At 56.9% G+C, this 20685-nt stretch carries 16 protein-coding genes and 4 tRNA genes; 15 read left to right on the top strand and 5 right to left on the bottom strand.

The genetic code is table 11. The annotated features are described in order from the left end of the window. Positions 1-91: 91 nt before the first annotated feature. From ACESMK_RS07355 to ACESMK_RS07320, 8 genes are all read left to right on the top strand, one after another. Positions 92-862: a ferredoxin--NADP reductase gene (locus ACESMK_RS07355; RefSeq protein WP_372996771.1), complete on the top strand. Its 771-nt coding sequence runs from the start codon at positions 92-94 to the stop codon at positions 860-862. A gap of 112 nt (positions 863-974) precedes the next feature. Continuing rightward, positions 975-2555, top strand: coding sequence for a PQQ-dependent sugar dehydrogenase (locus ACESMK_RS07350; RefSeq protein WP_372996769.1), 1581 nt, complete (start codon positions 975-977; stop codon positions 2553-2555). Positions 2556-2622: 67 nt separating this feature from the next. Beyond that, positions 2623-3015 (top strand): acyl-CoA thioesterase, encoded by a 393-nt coding sequence (locus ACESMK_RS07345; protein ID WP_372996767.1) that lies wholly within the window; start codon positions 2623-2625, stop codon positions 3013-3015. Between the two features lie 32 nt (positions 3016-3047). Then, positions 3048-3935, top strand: a complete 888-nt coding sequence (locus tag ACESMK_RS07340) for a hypothetical protein (RefSeq protein ID WP_372996766.1) — start codon at positions 3048-3050, stop codon at positions 3933-3935. A 261-nt stretch (positions 3936-4196) separates the two neighbouring features. Continuing rightward, on the top strand, positions 4197-5222 hold the full coding sequence (locus ACESMK_RS07335; protein WP_372996764.1) for an amino acid ABC transporter substrate-binding protein: 1026 nt from the start codon (positions 4197-4199) through the stop codon (positions 5220-5222). A gap of 91 nt (positions 5223-5313) precedes the next feature. After that, positions 5314-6501 carry an amino acid ABC transporter permease gene (locus tag ACESMK_RS07330; protein ID WP_372996762.1) on the top strand — a complete coding sequence of 396 codons (1188 nt, stop codon included), beginning with the start codon at positions 5314-5316 and terminating at the stop codon, positions 6499-6501. Then, on the top strand, positions 6501-7586 hold the full coding sequence (locus ACESMK_RS07325) for an amino acid ABC transporter permease (protein WP_372996760.1): 1086 nt from the start codon (positions 6501-6503) through the stop codon (positions 7584-7586). Before ACESMK_RS07330 ends, ACESMK_RS07325 begins: the two co-directional genes overlap by 1 nt. Before the next feature lie 38 nt (positions 7587-7624). Beyond that, positions 7625-8395, top strand: a complete 771-nt coding sequence (locus tag ACESMK_RS07320; protein WP_372997205.1) for an amino acid ABC transporter ATP-binding protein — start codon at positions 7625-7627, stop codon at positions 8393-8395. Between the two features lie 60 nt (positions 8396-8455). Here the strand turns inward: ACESMK_RS07320 and ACESMK_RS07315 are convergent, their stop codons facing one another. The 4 genes from ACESMK_RS07315 to ACESMK_RS07300 form a co-directional block, all read right to left on the bottom strand. Beyond that, entirely contained in the window at positions 8456-10258 is a 1803-nt protein-coding gene (locus tag ACESMK_RS07315) for a glycerophosphodiester phosphodiesterase (protein WP_372996758.1), read from the bottom strand. Positions 10259-10318: 60 nt separating this feature from the next. Beyond that, complete coding sequence (locus ACESMK_RS07310) at positions 10319-12073, bottom strand: LTA synthase family protein (protein WP_372996756.1); 1755 nt, start codon at positions 12071-12073, stop codon at positions 10319-10321. A 65-nt stretch (positions 12074-12138) separates the two neighbouring features. Beyond that, on the bottom strand, positions 12139-12864 hold the full coding sequence (locus ACESMK_RS07305; protein WP_372996754.1) for a UDP-2,3-diacylglucosamine diphosphatase: 726 nt from the start codon (positions 12862-12864) through the stop codon (positions 12139-12141). After that, entirely contained in the window at positions 12861-13361 is a 501-nt protein-coding gene (locus ACESMK_RS07300) for a peptidylprolyl isomerase (protein WP_372996752.1), read from the bottom strand. The genes ACESMK_RS07305 and ACESMK_RS07300 overlap by 4 nt, the downstream gene beginning before the upstream one ends. Positions 13362-13499: 138 nt before the next feature. Between ACESMK_RS07300 and ACESMK_RS07295 the strand changes: the two genes are divergently transcribed. The 3 genes from ACESMK_RS07295 (at position 13500) to ACESMK_RS07285 (ending at position 18897) form a co-directional block, all read left to right on the top strand. Then, positions 13500-15179, top strand: a complete 1680-nt coding sequence (locus tag ACESMK_RS07295) for a glutamine--tRNA ligase/YqeY domain fusion protein (protein WP_372996750.1) — start codon at positions 13500-13502, stop codon at positions 15177-15179. Then, positions 15176-16564, top strand: coding sequence for a cysteine--tRNA ligase (gene cysS / locus ACESMK_RS07290; RefSeq protein WP_372996748.1), 1389 nt, complete (start codon positions 15176-15178; stop codon positions 16562-16564). The genes ACESMK_RS07295 and cysS overlap by 4 nt, the downstream gene beginning before the upstream one ends. 152 nt (positions 16565-16716) lie before the next feature. Further along, a complete protein-coding gene (locus tag ACESMK_RS07285) occupies positions 16717-18897 on the top strand; it encodes a malate synthase G (RefSeq protein ID WP_372996746.1) in 2181 nt (726 codons plus the stop codon). 141 nt (positions 18898-19038) lie between these two features. Here the strand turns inward: ACESMK_RS07285 and folD are convergent, their stop codons facing one another. Beyond that, complete coding sequence (gene folD, locus ACESMK_RS07280; protein WP_372996744.1) at positions 19039-19896, bottom strand: bifunctional methylenetetrahydrofolate dehydrogenase/methenyltetrahydrofolate cyclohydrolase FolD; 858 nt, start codon at positions 19894-19896, stop codon at positions 19039-19041. 233 nt (positions 19897-20129) lie between these two features. Here folD and ACESMK_RS07275 point away from each other — a divergent pair. The 4 genes from ACESMK_RS07275 to ACESMK_RS07260 all read left to right on the top strand — a co-directional run bounded on the left by ACESMK_RS07275 (position 20130) and on the right by ACESMK_RS07260 (position 20630). Next, positions 20130-20206, top strand: a tRNA-Pro gene (locus tag ACESMK_RS07275). A gap of 32 nt (positions 20207-20238) precedes the next feature. Beyond that, a tRNA-Arg gene (locus ACESMK_RS07270) sits at positions 20239-20315 on the top strand. A gap of 75 nt (positions 20316-20390) precedes the next feature. Then, positions 20391-20466, top strand: a tRNA-His gene (locus ACESMK_RS07265). Between the two features lie 79 nt (positions 20467-20545). Continuing rightward, a tRNA-Leu gene (locus ACESMK_RS07260) sits at positions 20546-20630 on the top strand. Positions 20631-20685 lie beyond the last annotated feature (55 nt).

The raw sequence follows: 20685 nt of genomic DNA, 5'->3' as shown, positions 1-20685 counted from the left end.
TTCCCGATAGGTTAGTGGCGGGTTACACTGAGCGCAATCCAAAGTTAAGACATTCGCCGTAAAAAGCGTAACGAACAGGCAAGAGGTTTTCATGAGCAACCTGATCAAAGAGAAAGTTACCAGCGTCCATCACTGGAACGACACCCTGTTCAGCTTTACTACAAGCCGGGATCCGGGGTTTCGTTTCAAGAACGGTCATTTTGTCATGATCGGTCTGGAAACCGATGGCAAACCATTGATGCGTGCCTACAGTATTGCCAGTGCTAACTACGAGGAAGAGCTTGAGTTTTTCTCGATCAAGGTCCAGGACGGTCCACTGACATCCCGCCTGCAGAAGATCCAGGTCGGTGACGAGATTCTGGTGAGCCGCAAACCGACGGGTACCCTGATTCTGGACAACCTTCTGCCTGGCAAGAACCTGTGGCTGATCAGCACCGGTACCGGATTGGCTCCGTTTATGAGCATCATCAAGGACCCCGAGGTTTATGAGGCGTTCGACAAGGTAATCCTGACTCACGGCGTTCGCTACGTGTCGGAGCTGGCCTACCAGAAGGAGATAGAGGAACTGCCGGAGAACGAATATTTCGGAGAGATGGTGAAGGGCAAGCTGGTCTACTACCCCACGGTGACCCGGGAAGAGTTCCGCAACAAGGGGCGGCTGACAGATGCCATGGAAACCGGGAAGATTACCCGGGATCTCGGTCTGCCGGATTTCGATCCTGAGCACGACCGGTTCATGATCTGCGGGAGTCCCAGCATGCTCAAGGACACCTGCGCCATTTTGAACAACATGGGCTTCAAGGAAGCCCGTGGCGGTGACATGGGCCATTACGTGATTGAGCGGGCCTTTGTGGAGCAGTAATCCCCGGCTGTAACGGCTTAAGAAAAACCGGAGTGTGATGCTCCGGTTTTTTTGTGCTTGTATCTGACAGAATGGCTCGTATAAACAGACATCAGTTTTGAGGGCGGCATCAATGGCAGGTAGGCAGGGAAATCTGAAAAGCGTTTCGGGGTTTGTGGTTGCGCTGGTAATCGGCGTGGTTTCTGGATCTGTGGTTCAGACTCAGTTCAACCTGTTGGCCCTTCAGGATATGGGTGTAGCGGTCGGACCTGACGCTCGCCTGTCCGCAACGATTCATGATCTGGGCTCCTTCGCCCCCCTTTACGGAATCCTTTTTGGTGTGAGTTTTCTCGCGTCGCAGAGCATTGCTGCGGTGGTGTCGCGTTTCGTGGGTCTTGGATGGCGAGCCCCGCTGTTCGCCCTCGCCGGTGGGGCCGGCCTTTGGCTTGCGCTAACGGTGGTGAATGCTCTTGCACCAATGCCGACGCTGATTGCGGCGACCCGCTCCACGGGGGGGTTGCTCGCAATGTTATTGACGGCGGCGTTTGCTGGTGCAGTGTTCGCCCGCATGGCGGCCAAACCCCGGGCAGGTGGTAGTGGCTCCGCCTCAACAGCCGTGTTGGCCTGTTGCCTGGCAGTTGGCCTTGGATGGCTGCCGGGTCCGGTTCAGGCTCAACCCTCCAGCGACTACACCGTCGAGACCCTTGCCTCGGGGCTCGAGCATCCATGGTCTCTGGCATTTCTTCCCGACGGTGGTGCCCTGGTAACCGAGCGGGCAGGGCGGTTGCGGCACATCTCCGGGGACGGACAGTTAGCCGGGGAAGCCATCACCGGGGTACCACCGGTTTTCAACGACGCCCAGGCAGGCCTTTTTGATGTCCTGTTGTCGCCAGACTTCGAGACCAGCCAGCAGGTTTTTCTTGCCTACGCCTGCGGTTCCGCCTCTGCCAATCATCTTTGCGTCGCCCGGGGCAAGCTGCAGGGCATGGCATTGGTTGACGTAGTCGAGATATTCCGGGCCGAACCTGCGAAGCGAGGCAGTGCCCATTACGGCGGGCGAATGGCCTGGCTCCCGGATGGTACGTTGATCGTGACCCTGGGAGACGGGTTCGACTACCGTGAGCAGGCGCAGGACTTGTCCAGTCATCTTGGCAAGATCGTTCGTCTGAATCCTGATGGCACTGCCCCGGCCGATAACCCCTATGTTGGTCGGGAGGGGGTGTTGCCGGAGATATACAGCTATGGGCACCGGAATGTTCAGGGCCTGTTTTACGATTCCGTCGAGGGTGTTCTGATTGCCCATGAGCATGGCCCGCGCGGTGGCGATGAGATCAATATCATCGAGCCTGGCAAGAATTATGGCTGGCCAGTCATCACCCATGGCGTCGACTACACCGGCGCCATGGTTACGCCTTTTGTCGAGAAAGAGGGGATGGAGCAGCCTGTACTCCACTGGACGCCTTCGATCGCCCCCTCAGGAATGACCCGGTACCGGGGTCATTTGTTCCCGGGCTGGCAGGGCAACTTGCTTGTTGGCGCACTGGCCGACAAAAGCGTGCACCGGGTGACGCTTGACGGCCGCCAGGCAATCGACGCCGAGACGATGTTTGAAGGGCTTGGTGAACGCATTCGTGACGTGGACACCGGGCCGGATGGCGCCGTGTATCTGCTCACCGACAGCGCGGATGGGCGGGTGCTCCGGATCCTCCCTTAGTCGCAGGCCTGGGGGCTTTGCGTTCGGCCGGTGTATAGTAGGCGGTTTTCAACAAAGGGAAGCCGCTATGTTTCATCTGGAACTGGAACCACGTTTCAGCGATACCGATGCCCTCGGGCATATCAGCAACACCACTTTGCCGGTCTGGTTTGAACAGGCCCGAACGCCGATTTTCCGGATTTTTCATCCTACGTTGGAAGTGGACACCTGGCCGCTGATTATCGCCCGGCTGGAAATTGATCTGATGGCCCAGAGCTACTGGCACATTCCAGTCAGAATCAAAACGGGCATTGGCAAGATCGGTAATTCTTCTTTCCATGTCATCCAGGAAGCCTGGCAGGGCGATAAGCAGATTGCCCGTGGTGTCGCCGTATTGATCCATTTCGATTATGAAAACGAGAAAGCCCTGCCGATTCCCGAGGACATCAAAGCACGGCTTGCCGAACATGTTGTAGAGTAGCCAGAACATTTCTGACTTTCCCGGAGGCGCTCATGTTTGGTAAACCGCTTGCAGTGTTCTGTCTGGTCAGTGTTCTCATGGTGGCCGGCTGTGATTCTGATGAAACTCAACCGGCCAGCAGCTCCGGAAGTGAGGTAAAAGAGAAGTCCGACTCACCCGCTGGCGATATTTCCCTGGCACTAAGCCCTGCTCAGCTGGACTGGGTCGGTCAGCAGATTTTCCACAACGAGTGCGCTGGTCGTTTTGACTGCCTGGTTCACTGGAATGAGGGCGAAGCTTTCCCGTCTCTGGGGATTGGTCACTTTATCTGGTATCCAGAGGGCGTGGACGGACGCTTCGTTGAGAGTTTTCCCGCTCTGATCGAATACATGCGCCAGCGCCAGGTGAGCATCCCCGAGTGGTTGAGAGCGATCGAGCCATTTGACGCCCCCTGGGACAACAGGGAGTCCTTTATGGCGGTGCTTGATTCGCCGGAAATGGCAGAGCTCAGGGAGTTTCTGGCGGGGACCCAGGGTATGCAGGCAGAGTTCATCTTTCGTCGAGCCAGGCAATCATTGGCGGATGTTATTGAAGCGGCGCCGGATCAAAAACAGGATGATATCGCGGAGCGCCTAAAGGCGCTCAGTCAGACCCCCGGTGGTGTCTACGCCATCATTGATTACGTCAATTTCAAAGGAGAAGGGCTTGCGCAAACGGAACGCTACAAGGGGGAAGGCTGGGGCCTGTTGCAGGTGTTGATGGCCATGTCTGGTGATCCGGAGGATGCAAGCCTTGAGCAATTCCGGAAGGCGGCTGTAATGGTGCTGACAAACAGGGCGGAGAATGCCGCCGACCCGATTGAACGGGAACGTTGGCTGCCGGGCTGGTTGAAGCGCCTTGAGACCTACAAGGAGCCTGCTGACTTCCGGATTTCTGATTAATTCCGCATAAAAACTAGTTCATTTCCCGAACCTTGTTCTACTTTTAAGGAGCACAGCCCAAACGTTGCCTCTTTTCGGCGCGCCGGGCTGCAGTGATGGCACTGTATCAGTGCATGAAGCAGCGCCACCTCGTGCCAGATCTTTCTGTAATGCTGGGGTGGTGGATAAAAACAAGATAAATCATTGGTTTACGGTGTGTGGCTCGCAAATTGCTGTGGACACTCGTCGCAAAAAAACCAACTGATGTTCGGAGAAAAGACAATGAGAAAGACGAAATCGATTGCCCTGGGGATCGCTTTGGCGGTGGGCTCTTTTGCAGCCACCAACACCATGGCTGCAACCACTCTGGAGAACGTCAAGGAAAAAGGCCACCTTCAGTGTGGGGTAACCACGGGTTTGCCTGGCTTCTCACAGCCTGATGATAAAGGTAACTGGACCGGTATCGATGTGGATACCTGTCGTGCGGTTGCCGCCGCCATCTTTGGTGACGCTGGCGCGGTTGAATTCACTCCGCTGACTGCCAAGGAGCGTTTCACAGCGCTGCAGTCCGGTGAGATCGATATGCTCTCGCGGAACACGACCTGGACCTTGACCCGGGATGCCTCTCTGGGCCTGAACTTTGCGGGCACAAACTACTACGATGGACAGGGCTTCCTGATCAACAAGGACATCGGGGTAGACGATGCCACCCAGCTTGACGGGGCCACCATCTGTATCCAGGCGGGCACCACCACCGAACTGAACCTGTCCGACTACTTCCGTGCCGAGGGCATGGAGTTCAAGCCGATCGTTTTCGATACCTCAGAACAGACCGTTCAGGGCTTCTCGGCTGGTCGCTGCGACGTACTGACCTCAGACCGTTCACAGCTGGCGGCACTGCGTTCAAAGCTGTCTGACCCGAGCTCCGCCAAGATTCTGCCGAATACGATTTCCAAAGAGCCTCTTGGCCCGGTTGTGCGTCAGGGCGATGACCAGTGGTTCAACATCGTCAAGTGGGTGCTCTCTGTTCAGATCAACGCAGAGGAACTGGGTATCACCAGTGCTAACGCAGACGACATGCTGAAATCCGACAACCCCAATGTTCAGCGTCTGCTCGGAACAGACGGCGATATGGGTGCCAAGCTTGGATTGCCCGATGACTTCGGTCACAAAGTGGTGAAACTGGTCGGAAACTACGGTGAAATGTACGATCGCAACGTAGGGCCGGATACCCCGCTGGGTCTGGACCGCGGTCTGAACGCGCTGTGGACCGAAGGCGGCATCCTCTATGCGCCGCCGGTTCGTTAAGACCTGAAGGCATATGGCAGAGTCTCCCCGGCGGAGGCTCTGCCGTAATCTCTGATGCAGTACACCACAGGGAAGCGCTTCAGGACATTTCATGAAAAAACAGACAGTTGATACCCGACCTGCAGGGCCAAAGCCCTGGTATGACCCCAGGGTCCGTGCTCTCTTCTTTCAGGCGATAGCCATATCCCTTGTGTTTTGGGGTGGCTGGGTCCTCGTTGATAACACACTTTCCAATATGGAAAGCCGTGGCATCAGCACCGGTTTCGGCTTTCTCAATGAGTCAGCCGGCTTTGGCATCATCATGAGTCTGGTGCCCTATGATTCAACCATGTCCTATGGCCGAACGTTCTGGGTCGGTCTGACAAATACCCTTCTTGTTTCCGCGATGGGTGTCGTCACCGCCACCATTCTCGGGTTCATCATTGGTATTGCGAGGCTTTCCAGTAACTGGCTGGTTGCCAAGATGGCGCTGGTCTACATCGAAGTTATTCGCAATATACCGCTGCTTCTGCAGATTTTCTTCTGGTATTTCGCCGTATTGAGCAATCTTCCGGCCCCACGCCAGAGCGTGGATGTCGGTGGGGCCATGTTCCTCAATAATAGAGGCCTCTATCTGCCCGAACCGCTCACACAGGATGGCTTTGGCCTCGTGTGGGGAGGCATCCTGCTCGCCATCGCTGCCGTGGTTGCCATCCGGACGTGGGCCAAACGACGGCAACTGGCGACGGGCCAGATCTTCCCCACATTCAAGGTGGGTGTTGCCATTCTGGTGCTGGTTCCGGTGGTTTCTTATGTGATCGCCGGTCGCCCCCTGGAATGGGATGTTCCGGCTCTCAGGGGCTTCAACTTTGGCGGGGGAATTACCATCATCCCCGAGTTGGCGGCTTTGTGGATTGCATTGTCGCTGTACACGGCCAGTTTTATCGCCGAGATCGTGCGCTCCGGTATTCTCTCGGTAAGCAAGGGGCAGACCGAGGCTTCTCAGGCACTGGGGCTTCCGCATGGCCTTACCCTCAGGTTGGTGGTTATTCCCCAGGCCATGCGGGTCATTATCCCACCGCTGACCAGTCAGTACCTGAATCTGGTCAAGAACTCATCGCTTGCAACGGCGATCGGTTATCCGGATCTGGTCGCCGTCTTCATGGGTACCACCCTGAACCAGACGGGACAGGCCGTTGAGGTTGTTGCCATAACCATGGCGGTGTATCTCACCATCAGTCTGTTGATCTCGCTGTTCATGAACATCTACAACCGGGCTGTGGCCATTAAGGAGCGATGATGACCGAGTCAACCATGAAAGCACCCAAAAAAGCGCTCAGGCCGGTCAAATGGATGCGGGAAAACCTGTTTTCCAACTGGTTCAACACCTTGCTGACAGTGGGGGTAGCCTACCTGATCGTCACCAGTGTCGGGCCATTACTGAACTGGTTCTTCCTCGATGCCAACTTTCTCGGCAGCGATCCAAGTGACTGCACGGGGGCAGGCGCTTGTTGGTTGTTCATCAGCCAGCGTCTGAACTTTTTCATCTACGGCTTCTATCCCGATGAGCTGCAATGGCGGGTCGACATCATGTTCCTGCTGTTGGCCGTTGCCTTTGTGCCGCAGTTTATCGAGCGGTTCCCGGGCCGGAAATGGCTGGGCATCTTCGGCATCTTCGGGTTGCCTGTGGTGGGGTATTTCCTGATTCCGGGTGGTTCGTTCGGGCTTGAGGCCGTGCAAAGTTCGAAATGGGGAGGCCTGATGCTGACCCTGATCCTGGCCTACATCGGCATCATTGCTTCCTTGCCGATCGGCATACTGCTGGCACTGGGTCGGCGTTCGGAGATGCCCATCATCCGTGGGATCTGTGTAATCTTTATCGAAGTCTGGCGGGCGGTGCCATTGATCACCGTGCTGTTCATGGCCTCGGTGATGCTACCGCTGTTTCTTCCGGATGGTGTGAATTTCGAGAAGCTGGCACGGGCGTTGATCGGCATCACACTCTGGCAGTCCGCTTACATGGCGGAAGTGATTCGCGGTGGCCTGCAGGCGATTCCTCGAGGCCAATATGAAGCTGCTGATGCTCTTGGGTTGGGGTACTGGCGGAAGATGGGGCTGGTCATCCTCCCGCAGGCTCTGAAGATGGTGATTCCGGGTATCGTGAACACCTTCATTTCCCTGTTCAAGGACACCACGCTGGTGCTGATTATCGGCCTGTTCGATGTGCTCGGGACGGTTCAGTCAACGGTGACCGATCCGGCCTGGCAGAATGTGGCCATAGAGGGCTATGTGTTTGTGGCGTTCTGTTTCTGGGTATTCTGCTTTGGTATTTCCAGATACAGCCAAAACCTTGAACGAAAACTCGACACCGGTCACAAGACCTGATGGGTAACTCTATGACAGACCAAACTCAAACTTCTGAAATGCAGATCCCACCGCAAGCCCAGCCGGATAAAAAGCCCGGCATTATACGGGTTGAGGCAATGCATAAGTGGTATGGGGATTTTCATGTCCTCAAGGATCTCAACCTGGCCGTTGATCAAGGTGAGAGAATTGTGATCTGTGGGCCGTCCGGTTCGGGAAAATCCACCTTCATCCGTTGCATCAACCGCCTGGAGGAGCATCAGCAAGGCAAGATCATTGTTGATGAGGTGGAGCTGACCGACGATGTTCGCCATATTGACACGGTTCGACGGGAAGTGGGCATGGTGTTCCAGCACTTCAACCTGTTTCCGCATCTGACCGTTCTCGAGAACTGTTGCCTGTCGCCGATCTGGGTCCGGAAACTGCCCCGGAAGGAGGCGGAGGCCACGGCGATGGAGTATCTGGAGCGGGTGAGAATCCCGGACCAGGCCAATAAGTACCCGGGTCAGTTGTCAGGCGGGCAGCAACAGCGTGTTGCGATCGCCAGGGCCTTGTGCATGAAGCCAAAGATCATGCTGTTTGACGAGCCAACCTCGGCACTCGATCCGGAGATGATCAAGGAGGTGCTGGACGTGATGATCGAGTTGGCGGGCAGCGGTATGACCATGCTATGTGTCACCCATGAAATGGGTTTCGCCAAGACGGTGGCGGATCGTGTGATTTTTATGGATGGGGGAGAAATCGTGGAACAGGCACCGCCGCACGAGTTTTTCTCGAACCCGAGAGAGCCGCGAACCCAGAAATTCCTTCAGCAGATACTGCAACACTAGGGGAGCGCTTGCGTTCCAGGGCAAGCTGCGTGGGAGAACCGGTGTTCGCTTCTTCTCCCATCAGCGCAGCCAGTTACGGACTTTCCATGCCAGAAGTTCGCCATCGGACATCCTGGAGCGCCGGTTCAGGATGTCCCTGAGCACATCGGGGCGGTCGGTGATGATATTGTCCACCCCCATGTCGATGAATCGCTCCATGTCTTCTGGCTGGTTTACCGTCCAGACATGTAATTCCCGGCCATTCTGGTGAGCGCGCGCAACCGCGGCGGACGTAACCCGGTTGAATCGGAGGCCGAGTATGTCCTGCTGCTCACGCCAGACCGGGCCAATAATAAACTGGGCCAGAAGCGCAGTTTGCACTTCCGGGCTCTGTTCCCGGACTCGACTGAGGGTGGCCCAATCCGCGGCAGCGACAATTGTGCCGTCGAGGGCATTTTGCTCCCGTAGAACATTGATCACTTCGGTGACAAGCTCCGGAGAGTTCCTGTCGGGTTTCAGATCAACAAACAGGTTCGCCCGGTCAGCCACCAGAGCAATCACCTCCTCAAGAGTCGCAATGCGTTGGTCCGAGAAATCCTCGCCAAACCAGCTCCCGGCATCCAGCGTGGCGATATCCGGGTAGTAGACGTCGCTGATCCGCTCCGTACGGCCGAAAATTCGCTGCATATCGGTGTCATGCCAGAGCACTGGTACATGGTCACGGGTTAGTTGAACGTCAATTTCAATGAAATCGGCACCGTCATCAATGGCCTGGTCTACTGCCGCGAGGGTGTTTTCAGGCGATTTGAAGGCGCTGCCCCGGTGCGCCGTGATGCTGACCGTGTCTTCAAGTTCGATATTGTGGATCAGCGCAGCCGCCTGGAATATGGCAAGACATACAAAGGTCACTTCGGCTATGGAGATCCTCGACCCGGTCATTAATGACGGGGGCTGATCGTCAGGCTGCGGGTGATCAGAATGGTTGGATACTCTCTGGAATACGCTGTAGACCAAGGTGCTGTATGCCGCCATCGTGAAAATGGTAACGGCCAGGCCGAGTAGCAGATAGCTGGCGACAAACAGCAGAACCACGGGTAAAAGGATGTCTTTTCTGGGGGGCAGGAGAGAAAACAGCAGTTCCCCGATCAAATCGAAGAAAAATGTGATGGCTACGGGCGTCAGGACCACGACCAGCAGCCCTGGTACTAGAATGCCGATCAACTGCCTCCGATGCCCGCGAATCAATGCTCGACTCTCAGACAACGCTCTTGATGCCGGTAACTTTTCCACGACCAGCAGTGGTACCGCCAGTGCCCAGTGCAGATATAGCCGCCCGTTGCAAAACAGAACGCCCACCATGGCTGGTACTGCGACTGCCATAAACAGCCAGAGATCAGCCGGCATGGTGGAAAGAAGATAGTGGCTGTCGTAATCCGACAGCAGAACCTGCCATGCCAGAGCCACTGCGGCAAGAAACGGTGTTGCAATAAGCAGATGGCCAAGGACCTTGATAACGGCCAGCTGGCAGAGGCCGCCGAGGTTACGAACACAGCTCCAGATGGCTGAAATCGCCCGTCGGTAATCCTTTCCTGGCGCAGTTGACGCAATCAGGGTCATCCCTGCTTGCTGAAGCAGGAGCAAGAGCACAGATAAGGTGACGGTGACCAGGACCCACGCCAACCCCCCGGCTGAGAGGATGAACGTCAGGATGCCGCCGGTGGTAATGGCGGCGTCGCCGGTGAGTGGTTCGATCAGTGAGAGAGCCACTGAAATGGCGGGCAAAACGACGACGACGGCCAACCCGGAAAAAAACAGATAGAAGCTGAGCATGCTTCGCCGATGGCGATGCAGGGTTTCCAGTGTCATGGTAAGCAGAGACTTCATCGTTCTCCTTTTCGGGGTCAGATGTGGCCGTCCTGTTTCCGGTGGCTGGGCACCTTCGGGCTATTCCGAAGGAAGCTGGCGAGTGGCGCTCTCGAACAGGGCCAGCCTTTCCTGGAGTGTCAGAAAAGGATCATCATTCTGTTCTTTCAGCGAGCCGAACAACCGCTTTGGCTCGAATGACCAGCTTGTGCAACGGGTCATTAACTCCGTGCAGGAAAGCAGAGAACCGGATTCATTCAGAAAATACTTCAGACCGGTATAGGTGTCCGCCAGGAGCAGGCCCCTCCGGTCGGGGTCGGTTCTGGCCTGCAGGCTCCGACCGACCATCTGGCCGGCCTGGCTGCCCAGGCCGGCGGCGTCCAGGATGGTCAGGGGAATGTCCAGTTGCGCCACCAGGGCATCCTGGTCGGCATAGCGCTCAAGGGAATCGTTCTCGGGCGGTCTGATCGCAAGGGCGCCGAGATTATTGTTCAAGGGCAGGTTTTCGTGGTCTTCACGGACGAAGCCTCCGGATTCATCGGAGGTCAGTATGATCAGGGTGTTATCAAGTACCCCGTCCGCGTCAAGTTCATCAAGAAACCGGGTCAGCGATTCGGCCATGGTTTCCATGGCTTTTCGTCGTGCCTTCTGGGGATCCAACGTTATCTCATTATTCTGCGCAGGCAGTGGTTTCTCTCCGGTATCGAAGGGATGGTGAGTTCCAACGTTCAACAGTGTCACAAACCAGGGGGTGTGTAAGCGGTGAAGGTTTCTTAACCGGACCGTGATCTGGGGGAAGAAGACCGGGTCTGCGGGCCCCCACCCGGAAAAATCCTGTCGTTTATCAAAGGCTTCAGCGCCGGTAACCTCCATGAAGCCTGCGTTGGGCATGAATTTGTCCTTGCCCATGTACTGGATTGGCGCGGCCTGCCAGTAAGCCGTGTGATATCCGTGGTCGCGGAGCTTGCCCGGCAGGCAGCCCGCGGTCTTGCCATTGCTTGCGACGTCGAGGAGTTTTCTGGATTCCCTTCGGAAATCGGGATACTGGCCGCAGATGATGGTGAAAGTGCCTCTGTCTGTTTGGCGCTCCATGCTGACCGTATTCCTGTAGAGGCGGAAGCCCCGGGCCTTCAGGGTGGCTTCCAGGTCATCAAGACTTACGGCAGGATCGAGGTCATGGTGCTGGCGGATATCCGGAAAATAACCACCGGAAAGGCCCTCAATCAAGATCAGTAGAACATTGGGTGGCGACTCCACCGGCCGGCTGGTGATCTTCTGGTGGAAGAAGTTCACCTGTTGGCTGATTATTTCGTCTTCCTCGATGACTTCGTCAGTGAGCGATGTGCCAAGGGGGGTGACGATAGCGCCGGGAATTTGGGCGAGGGTACTCGCAACAACATTGTTTGCCGGAGTGGTCAGGCTGTTAAACCCTGCTGTGTAGGCCAGCAGGGTGAGGGATACCGCGATCGCGGCCATGGAACCTGGGGCAGGCGGCTCCGGTACCAGGGCCCTGTGAAGCCAGTGAAGCAGCCAGGCCATTCCAGTGTACAGAGGCAGCAACAGGAGATATTTGTTCAGCAGGCTCCCGGTAATGAAGGTGCTGTCCATTCCCTTTCCGGCAAATGCCAGCTGGAACAGCGTGCCATGGGTGGTCAGATGCATGCCCGCAACGTATAGCGCACAACCAAGAGTGACAATCAGAATAGCTCTGGCCGGGCCGTGGGTCAGATTAAGCAGCACTGACAGGACGAGCGCTCCGGCAAGGTCGCTTGGAACCACAACCCAGGGCGTGGGCCAGACACCACTCTGGAGTACCAGGCCGAACCTGATTGCCAACAGCCATAGGAAAGCAAGTATGAAGGTTAGAACATGTCGGCGGTCAGGCCAGCCGGGCAGCCCCCTCATAAAGCCCCGTACTTGAGTTCCGGCGGATTGTCTCCTGTTGCTTCAATCCACCAGATCCGCTCGCTCCAGTCACCGAGAACCAGTCGGTAGGCAGGCTGTCCGTTGATGGAAAGCTTGTGTACTGCGGGGCGATGGGTGTGGCCATGGATCAGCCTCTGAACCCCGTGCTTTTTCATGTCCGTCACGACTTCCTCGGGCGTTACGTCCATGATGAACTCTTCCTTGCCCTGATTCTTCGCCATGCTGATTTCCCGAAGCTGGCGGGCCATCTGCTGGCGGTCTTCCAGGGGGCGCTGGAGTATCATCTGCTGCCACTGCGGGTTGCGCATATTGGCGCGGAATTTCTGGTACTCCACATCGGCGGTACACAGGCTGTCACCATGCATGAGCAGGGTAGGGGTGCCGTACAGATCAATCACCGTCGGGTCTTCCAGAAGCGTTGCGCCTGCCCGGTCGCAGAAATCCTGACCGATCAGGAAATCCCGGTTGCCGTGCATCAGGTAGATCTCGGTGCCACTCTCGTGCAACGAGCGCAGAGCAGCAGCAATCTGTTCCTGAAGCGGTGTGCGTTCGTCATCGCCGATCCAGGCCTCGAAGAAATCGCCGAGGATATAGAGCTGATCAGCACCGCTGGCTTTCCCGTTGAGAAAGCCCAGAAATGCCTCAGTGATATCCGGGCGGGATTCTTCGAGGTGAAGGTCTGAAATAAACAGCGTCGTCACGCGTCCTCCAGAACCTCGGCCTTCTCGATAACCACGTCATCCGCGGGCACATCCTGGTGGCCGTCGCGCATGGTGGTGCGTACGGCACGAATGGCGTTCACCGTCTCCATGCCTTCGACCACTTTGCCGAACACGCAATAGCCCCAGCCTTCGGCGTTCTTGGCGGTGTGGTCCAGGAAGCCGTTGTTCTCAACGTTGATAAAGAACTGCGCCGTTGCAGAATGCGGGTCCATGGTGCGTGCCATGGCGATGGTTCCCTGCATGTTGCTCAGGCCGTTATCGGCTTCGTTCTGGATGGAATCGCGGGTTTTGCGCGGTGTCATCCCCGGCTCGAACCCGCCGCCCTGAATCATGAAATTGCTGATCACACGGTGAAAAATGAGGCCATCGTAGAAACCTTCGCGAACGTACTGTTCAAAGTTTTTGGCGGTTTCCGGTGCTTTGTCGTAGTCCAGTTCCAGCTTGATGTCACCGTAGTTGGTTGTCAGCAGAATCATCAGGTTTTCCTGTTCAGAAAGGTTAGGTACGTTACGGGGACCATTGTACTCAAGACTTTCCCGCTATGCATGAGTCCGGCAAGGATTTGTGAGTATAATACGCGGTTTAAGATTCACTCCCCTTTTAACAGAGATTGTATGAGCGCCGAGTCGAAGAAAGCCCACAACTTTATCCAGAGCCTGATCGAAGACGCCATCGCCAGCGGAGAGCATACCGGCAAGGTGGTCACCCGTTTCCCGCCGGAGCCCAATGGCTACCTGCATATTGGTCACGCTAAATCGATCTGCCTGAACTTTGGCATCGCCGAGACTTTTTCCGGCGACTGTAACCTTCGGTTTGACGACACCAACCCGGAAAAGGAAAACCAGGAATACATCGACGCCATCAAGCAGGATGTGGAGTGGCTTGGCTACGAGTGGGCAGGGGACGTGCGTTACGCCTCCGATTACTTTGACGTCCTTTATGAATTTGCCGAGGAGCTGATTACCCGGGACAAGGCCTACGTCTGCGCCCTGACCGCTGACGAAATGGCCGAGTACCGGGGCAGCCTGAAAGAGCCCGGCAGAAACAGCCCCTACCGGGACCGCCCGGTGGAAGAAAGTCTGCAGCTGTTCCGTGATATGCGGGACGGCAAGTACCAGAACGGCGAGCTGGTGCTGCGGGCCAAGATCGATATGGCTTCTCCCAACATCAACATGCGGGATCCGATTCTGTATCGCATCCGTTACGCCGAACACCATCAGACCGGCAACAAGTGGTGCATTTACCCGATGTACGACTTCACGCATCCGATTTCCGATGCCATGGAGGGAATAACCCATTCCCTGTGCACGCTGGAATTTGAGGACCACCGGCCTTTGTATGACTGGGTGCTGGATAACATCTCCGGCCCGTGCCACCCGCGCCAGATCGAGTTTGCCCGGCTGAACCTGAACTACACCATCACCTCGAAGCGTAAGCTCAAGCGCCTGGTGGATGAAGGCGTTGTTGATGGCTGGAATGATCCGCGGATGCCAACCATTTCCGGCATGCGCCGGCGCGGTTATACGCCGGAATCCATCCGCACTTTCTGCGACATGATTGGCGTGAACAAGGCCGGCGGTACCGTGGACGTGGGCATGCTGGAGCACGCCATTCGGGAAGACCTCAACACTCGTGCGCCAAGGGCCATGTGTGTGATGCGGCCGCTGAAAGTGACGCTGACCAACTATCCGGCCGACAAAAGTGAAATCCTGACGCTGCCAGTCCACCCCCAGAACCCCGACATGGGTGAGCGCGAAGTGCCCTGGACCCAGACCTTGTACATCGATCGGGAAGACTTCGAGGTGGAGCCGCCGCGCAAGTGGAAAAGACTGGCACCGGATCAGGCAGTGCGCCTGCGAGGCGGTTACGTGATGACCTGCCGGGAAGTGGTCCGTGACGACAACGGTGAGATCGTCGAGCTCAAGTGTGAGTACGATCCCAACACCCTGGGCGTCAATCCTGAAGGCTACAAGCCCAATGGCGTGATTCACTGGGTTTCGGCCACTGACAGCGTTGAGGCTGATATCAATCTATACGACCGTCTGTTCAATCACGAATCCCCGGACAGCGACAAGGACGGTGATTTGATGGATCACCTGAACCCGGAATCGCTGGTGGTTCTGAAAGGTGCGCGGGTCGAGAAAAGCCTGGCGTCCCCCCGTACGGATCTTCCGTATCAGTTCGAGCGGGAAGGCTACTTTTTCTGTGATCCGGCCCATACCCAGGCCGCCGGCCGCCCGGTATTCAACCGCACGGTAACGCTCAGGGATTCCTGGGGTAAGGGGGGCAAGTGATCCGTATTTACAACACGCTTACCCAGCAGAAGGAAGAGTTCCGGCCGATTGAGCCGGGCAAGGTCCGCATGTATGTCTGCGGCATGACGGTTTACGACTACTGCCACCTGGGACATGCCCGGGTATTGGTGGCCTTTGATGTCATTACCCGGTACCTGCGTCACCGCGGCTACGACGTGAATTATGTTCGTAACATCACCGATATTGACGACAAGATCCTGCGTCGTGCCGACGAAAACGGTGAGGCCTACACAGAGCTCACGGACCGGATGATCAAGGCCATGCACGAGGACGAAGCCCGCCTGGGCGTGCTGTCTCCAGACGAGGAGCCCCGGGCCACGGCGTTCATCGATGAAATCATCGCGATGATCCACAAGCTGATTGCCGGTGGCCACGCCTACGCGGCGGACAATGGCGATGTCTACTTTGCTGTGGATTCCTTCGATGAGTACGGCAAGCTCAGCAAGAAAAAGCTGGAGGATCTTCTGGCGGGTGCACGAGTGGATGTCCAAGAAGCCAAGCGCAGCCCGGCGGATTTTGCCTTATGGAAGGCGGCAAAGGCAGGGGAGGTCAGCTGGCCTTCGCCCTGGGGTGATGGTCGTCCCGGCTGGCATATCGAGTGTTCGGCCATGTCTACCTGCTGCCTGGGCGATACCTTTGATATTCACGGAGGTGGTCCGGATCTGCTGTTCCCTCATCATGAGAACGAGATTGCCCAGTCTGAATGTGCCACTGGCCATACCTTCGTGAACACCTGGATGCATGCGGGTGCCATCCGGGTGAACAAGGAAAAGATGTCCAAGTCCCTGGGTAACTTCTTTACCATCCGTGAAATCATGGAGAAGTACCCGGCAGAAGTGGTCCGTTACTTCCTGGTATCCAGCCATTATCGCAGCCAGGTGGACTATTCGGAAGAGAATCTGGCCGAGGCGGGCCGCACACTCACCCGGCTCTATCATGCCCTGCGGGGTATTGTGCCTGCCAAGGCGGCGGATGTGCCGGAGTCCGAGCACGATCAGCGGTTTGCGGAGGCGATGGACGATGACTTCAATACCGCGGGCGCCATTGCGGTGCTGCATGCGGTCGCCAACGAGATCAATCAGCATCGTCGGGACGGTCGCGAAGAAGACGCTAAGCACAGCGCGGCGATTCTGGTGAGGCTCGGTGGTGTCCTTGGCCTGTTGCAGCAGGACCCCGAGGCGTTCTTCCAGTCCGACACGGGAAGTGAGCTCAGCGCCGAAGACATTGAGGCGTTGATCCAGGCTCGGGCCGATGCCCGCAAGGCGAAGGATTTTGCCGAGGCCGACCGGATACGCGACGAGCTCCTCGAGAAAGGTATTATCCTGGACGATTCCCGAGAGGGCACAACCTGGCGTAAAGCCTGAATTTCCGGGAACTGTTGGTTGGTCTTACCAGTTTTGCGCGTGCAGGAATGATCTTGTAAGGATTTTCCCTTACAATGCGGCGCTCAAATTAGAATGCCCCCGTCAGAGACGAAGGGGGAGTCGGGAAACGTAACCCACTGAGGCAGACAACGATGACAGAACGCGTACAAGTCGGCGGCATTCAGGTCGCAAAGAATCTGTATGATTTCGTGAACAACGAAGCGATCCCGGGCACCGGGATTGATGCCGATAAATTCTGGGCAGAATTTGACAAGATCGTAAACGAACTTGCGCCACGCAACCGCGAGCTGCTGGCCAAACGTGATGCTATCCAGGAAAAAATGGACAGCTGGAACCGTGACCACAAGGGCCAGAAGCTGGACATGGCCGAGTACAAGTCTTTCCTGAAAGACATCGGTTACCTGGTTGACGAGCCTTCCGAATTCAAGATCTCCACCTCCAATGTGGATCCGGAAGTGGCCACCATGGCGGGCCCGCAGCTGGTGGTTCCTATCATGAACGCCCGCTTTGCGCTCAACGCGGCGAACGCGCGCTGGGGCAGCCTGTACGATGCCCTTTACGGCACCGATGCCATTTCTGAGGAAGACGGCGCTGAGAAAGGCCGTGGTTATAACCCGGTGCGCGGTGCGAAAGTGATCGAGTGGGCCCGCAACCTCCTCGACAGCTCAGCGCCATTGGCCTCTGGCAGTCACAAAGATGCCGCCAGGTATCTGGTTGAAGGTGGCAAGCTGGTCGTCAAGCTGCAGAACGGGGAATCCACCGGTCTGAAAGACGAAGCCGGCTTTGTTGGCTATACCGGTGCTGCCGATGCGCCTACCGGCGTGCTGCTGGTCAAGAACGGCATGCACTTCGAGATCCAGATTGACGCCAGCCACCCGATTGGCAAGGACGACGGTGCCAACGTGAAAGACGTTCTGATGGAGTCTGCGCTGACCACCATCATGGACTGCGAAGACTCGGTAGCGGCGGTAGACGCTGACGACAAGGCACTGGCTTACCGCAACTGGCTGGGCCTGATGAAGGGCGATCTCCAGGAAACCTTCGAAAAAGGTGGCGAGCAGCTGACACGTAAGATGAACGCAGACCGCACTTACACCGCGGCAGACGGCAGTGAGCTCAGCCTGAAAGGTCGCAGCCTGATGTTTATCCGCAACGTTGGCCATCTGATGACTAACCCGGCCATTCTGCTGAAAGATGGTAATGAAGTGCCGGAAGGCCTGATGGATGGTCTGATCACATCGCTGATCGCCATTCACGACATGAAGGGTAACGGCAAGTTCCAGAACAGCACCAAAGGCTCCATGTACATTGTGAAGCCGAAAATGCACGGTCCGGAAGAAGTGGCGTTCACCAACGAATTCTTCGGGCGCGTTGAAGATGCGCTTGGCCTGCCGCGCTTCACCCTGAAAGTAGGCATCATGGACGAGGAGCGCCGCACCACGGTTAACCTCAAAGCCTGTATCCACGCGGCCAAAGAGCGTGCTGTGTTCATCAACACCGGCTTCCTGGACCGCACTGGCGACGAAATCCACACCTCCATGGAGCTGGGTCCGTTCATCCGGAAAGGTCCGATGAAGCAAGCGACCTGGATCAACGCCTATGAGCAGTGGAACGTGGACATCGGCCTGGAAACCGGTTTCCGTGGCGTTGCCCAGATCGGTAAGGGTATGTGGGCCATGCCTGACCTGATGGCTGGCATGCTGGAGGCGAAAATCGGCCATCCGAAGGCTGGCGCCAACACTGCGTGGGTTCCGTCCCCCACTGCCGCCACGCTGCATGCCACACATTACCACCAGGTGAACGTGGCTGATGTACAGAAGCAGCTGGAAAGCCGCACCCGTGCTGCGCTGGAAGACATCCTGACGGTACCGGTGATGGATGACCCGGCGTCCCTGGGTGCCGAAGAGATCCAGCAGGAACTGGACAACAACGCCCAGGGTATCCTCGGTTATGTTGTGCGCTGGATCGACCAGGGCGTTGGCTGCTCCAAGGTCCCTGACATCAATGATGTGGGCCTGATGGAAGACCGTGCGACCCTGCGTATTGCCTCTCAGCTGCTGGCCAACTGGCTGCACCACGGTATCTGCTCCGAAGAGCAGATCATGGAGACCATGAAGCGCATGGCTGCGGTGGTCGACAAGCAGAATGCCGGTGATTCGGCCTATCGCCCGATGGCCGGGAACTTTGACGATAGCGTCGCCTTCCAGGCAGCGCTGGATCTGGTTCTCAAGGGTCGCGAGCAGCCGAACGGCTACACCGAGCCGCTGCTGCACGCCTACCGTCTGAAGGCGAAAGCCAAGTACGGGCAGTAAGCGATGCGCATAAAAAACCCCGCTCCGGCGGGGTTTTTTGTGGCTTGTCGGATTACGGCTTCGCCTAATCCGACCTACCTGACAGACTGCTCCCTTCCGTAGGTTGGATTAGGCGAAGCCGTAATCCAACAGAAGTCGAATTCAGTCCTTGTGCAGCACGTCAGCGGCGTAGAGGGTATTCTGCAGCAGGGTCGCGATGGTCATCGGCCCTACGCCGCCGGGAACCGGCGTGATGTAGGCTGCCCGCTCAGAGGCGGCTGTGAAATCCACATCACCATGCAGTTTCCCGTCTTCCATCCGGTTGATGCCCACGTCAATGACGGTTGCCCCGGGTTTTACCCAGTCTCCCTTGATCAGGCCGGGTTTGCCGACGGCAGCCACCAGTATGTCGGCTTCCCGCACAAACTTTTCCAGGTTCGGTGTGAACCGGTGGCACACCGTTGTGGTGGCGCCCTTGAGCAACAGTTCCATGCTCATGGGACGACCGACAATGTTGGAGGCACCGACAATGACGGCATGCTGGCCCTTGTACGGGGTGTTGATGCTGTCGAGCAGGGTGATGACACCCGCAGGGGTGCAGGGGCGCAGGGTGGGCTTGCGCTGCATCAGGCGGCCAATGTTGTAGGGGTGAAAACCGTCAACGTCTTTGTCCGGGCGAATCTTGACCAGAATGGGGTCCGCATCCAGGTGATCGGGCAGCGGCAGCTGGACCAGTATTCCGTCCACGGCCGGGTTTTCATTCAGCTCATCAATCAGGGCTTCCAGGGCTTCCTGAGAGGTGTCTTCCGGCAGATCGTATGAGAGGGAGAGAATGCCTGCCTGGTCGCAGGCCTTGCGTTTGTTGCCTACGTAAACCTGGGATGCAGGATCGTTGCCGACCAGCACCACGGCCAGTCCTGGGGCGCGCAGTCCCTGCTGTGTGCGTGCTTCTACCCCGGCGGCGACCTGCTGTCTTACTTCGGCGGCAATTTCTTTTCCGTTGATCAGTTTGGCGGTCATGTCTCGTCTTGTCGGTTGGGCATCGGTAAATTGGAGGGCGGGCATTGTCTCATGCTTCCGTCGGAACTCCAATTGGACGGATGGTCGGCAGGCTTCAGAGGAACTTTCGTCCAGAGGGGATGTCACTGAAGAGTCTGTTGTTTCAGGGAATTTGGAAATCCGTGTTGACGGAACCCTCCGGCGCCGGTAATATGCGCGCCAACTTTGCTGAGGCACTTGTTGTTCAGTTCAAACGGGGTATAGCGCAGTCTGGTAGCGCGCCTGCTTTGGGAGCAGGATGTCGGGAGTTCGAATCTCTCTACCCCGACCATTTTCTGGATATTCAGGTGGGCGAACGGTCAAGCGCCCGTAGCTCAGCTGGATAGAGCATCCGCCTTCTAAGCGGATGGTCGCAGGTTCGAGTCCTGCCGGGCGCGCCATCAAGTCGTCGGCTTGGTCCGCGCCGGAGCGACCGTAACCAGCAAAGTTGAAAAGTAAAGGCATGTCCCGATGTGGTGGACGTAGCTCAGTTGGTAGAGCTCAGGATTGTGACTCCTGCGGTCGAGGGTTCGAACCCCTTCGTCCACCCCACTTTTCTTTCAGAGTTGATTCCGCGTTTGTTGAATAGATTGATGGCATCCTTGCCATCGGGCATTCTTCATTCTGTTGTGCGCGAGTGGCGGAACTGGTAGACGCGCTGGATTTAGGTTCCAGTGGGGCAACCCGTGAGAGTTCGAGTCTCTCCTCGCGCACCACCCCTTTCTTTTTTCTGTTTCGTCCCCATCTTTGTTTCCACACAATTTGCTGTCC

The organism is Marinobacter sp. (assembly GCF_041687235.1).
Taxonomy (GTDB): Bacteria; Pseudomonadota; Gammaproteobacteria; order Pseudomonadales; family Oleiphilaceae; genus Marinobacter.
Note: the sequence above shows the minus strand (reverse complement) of the source record. Positions and strands in the feature narration are given on the sequence as shown.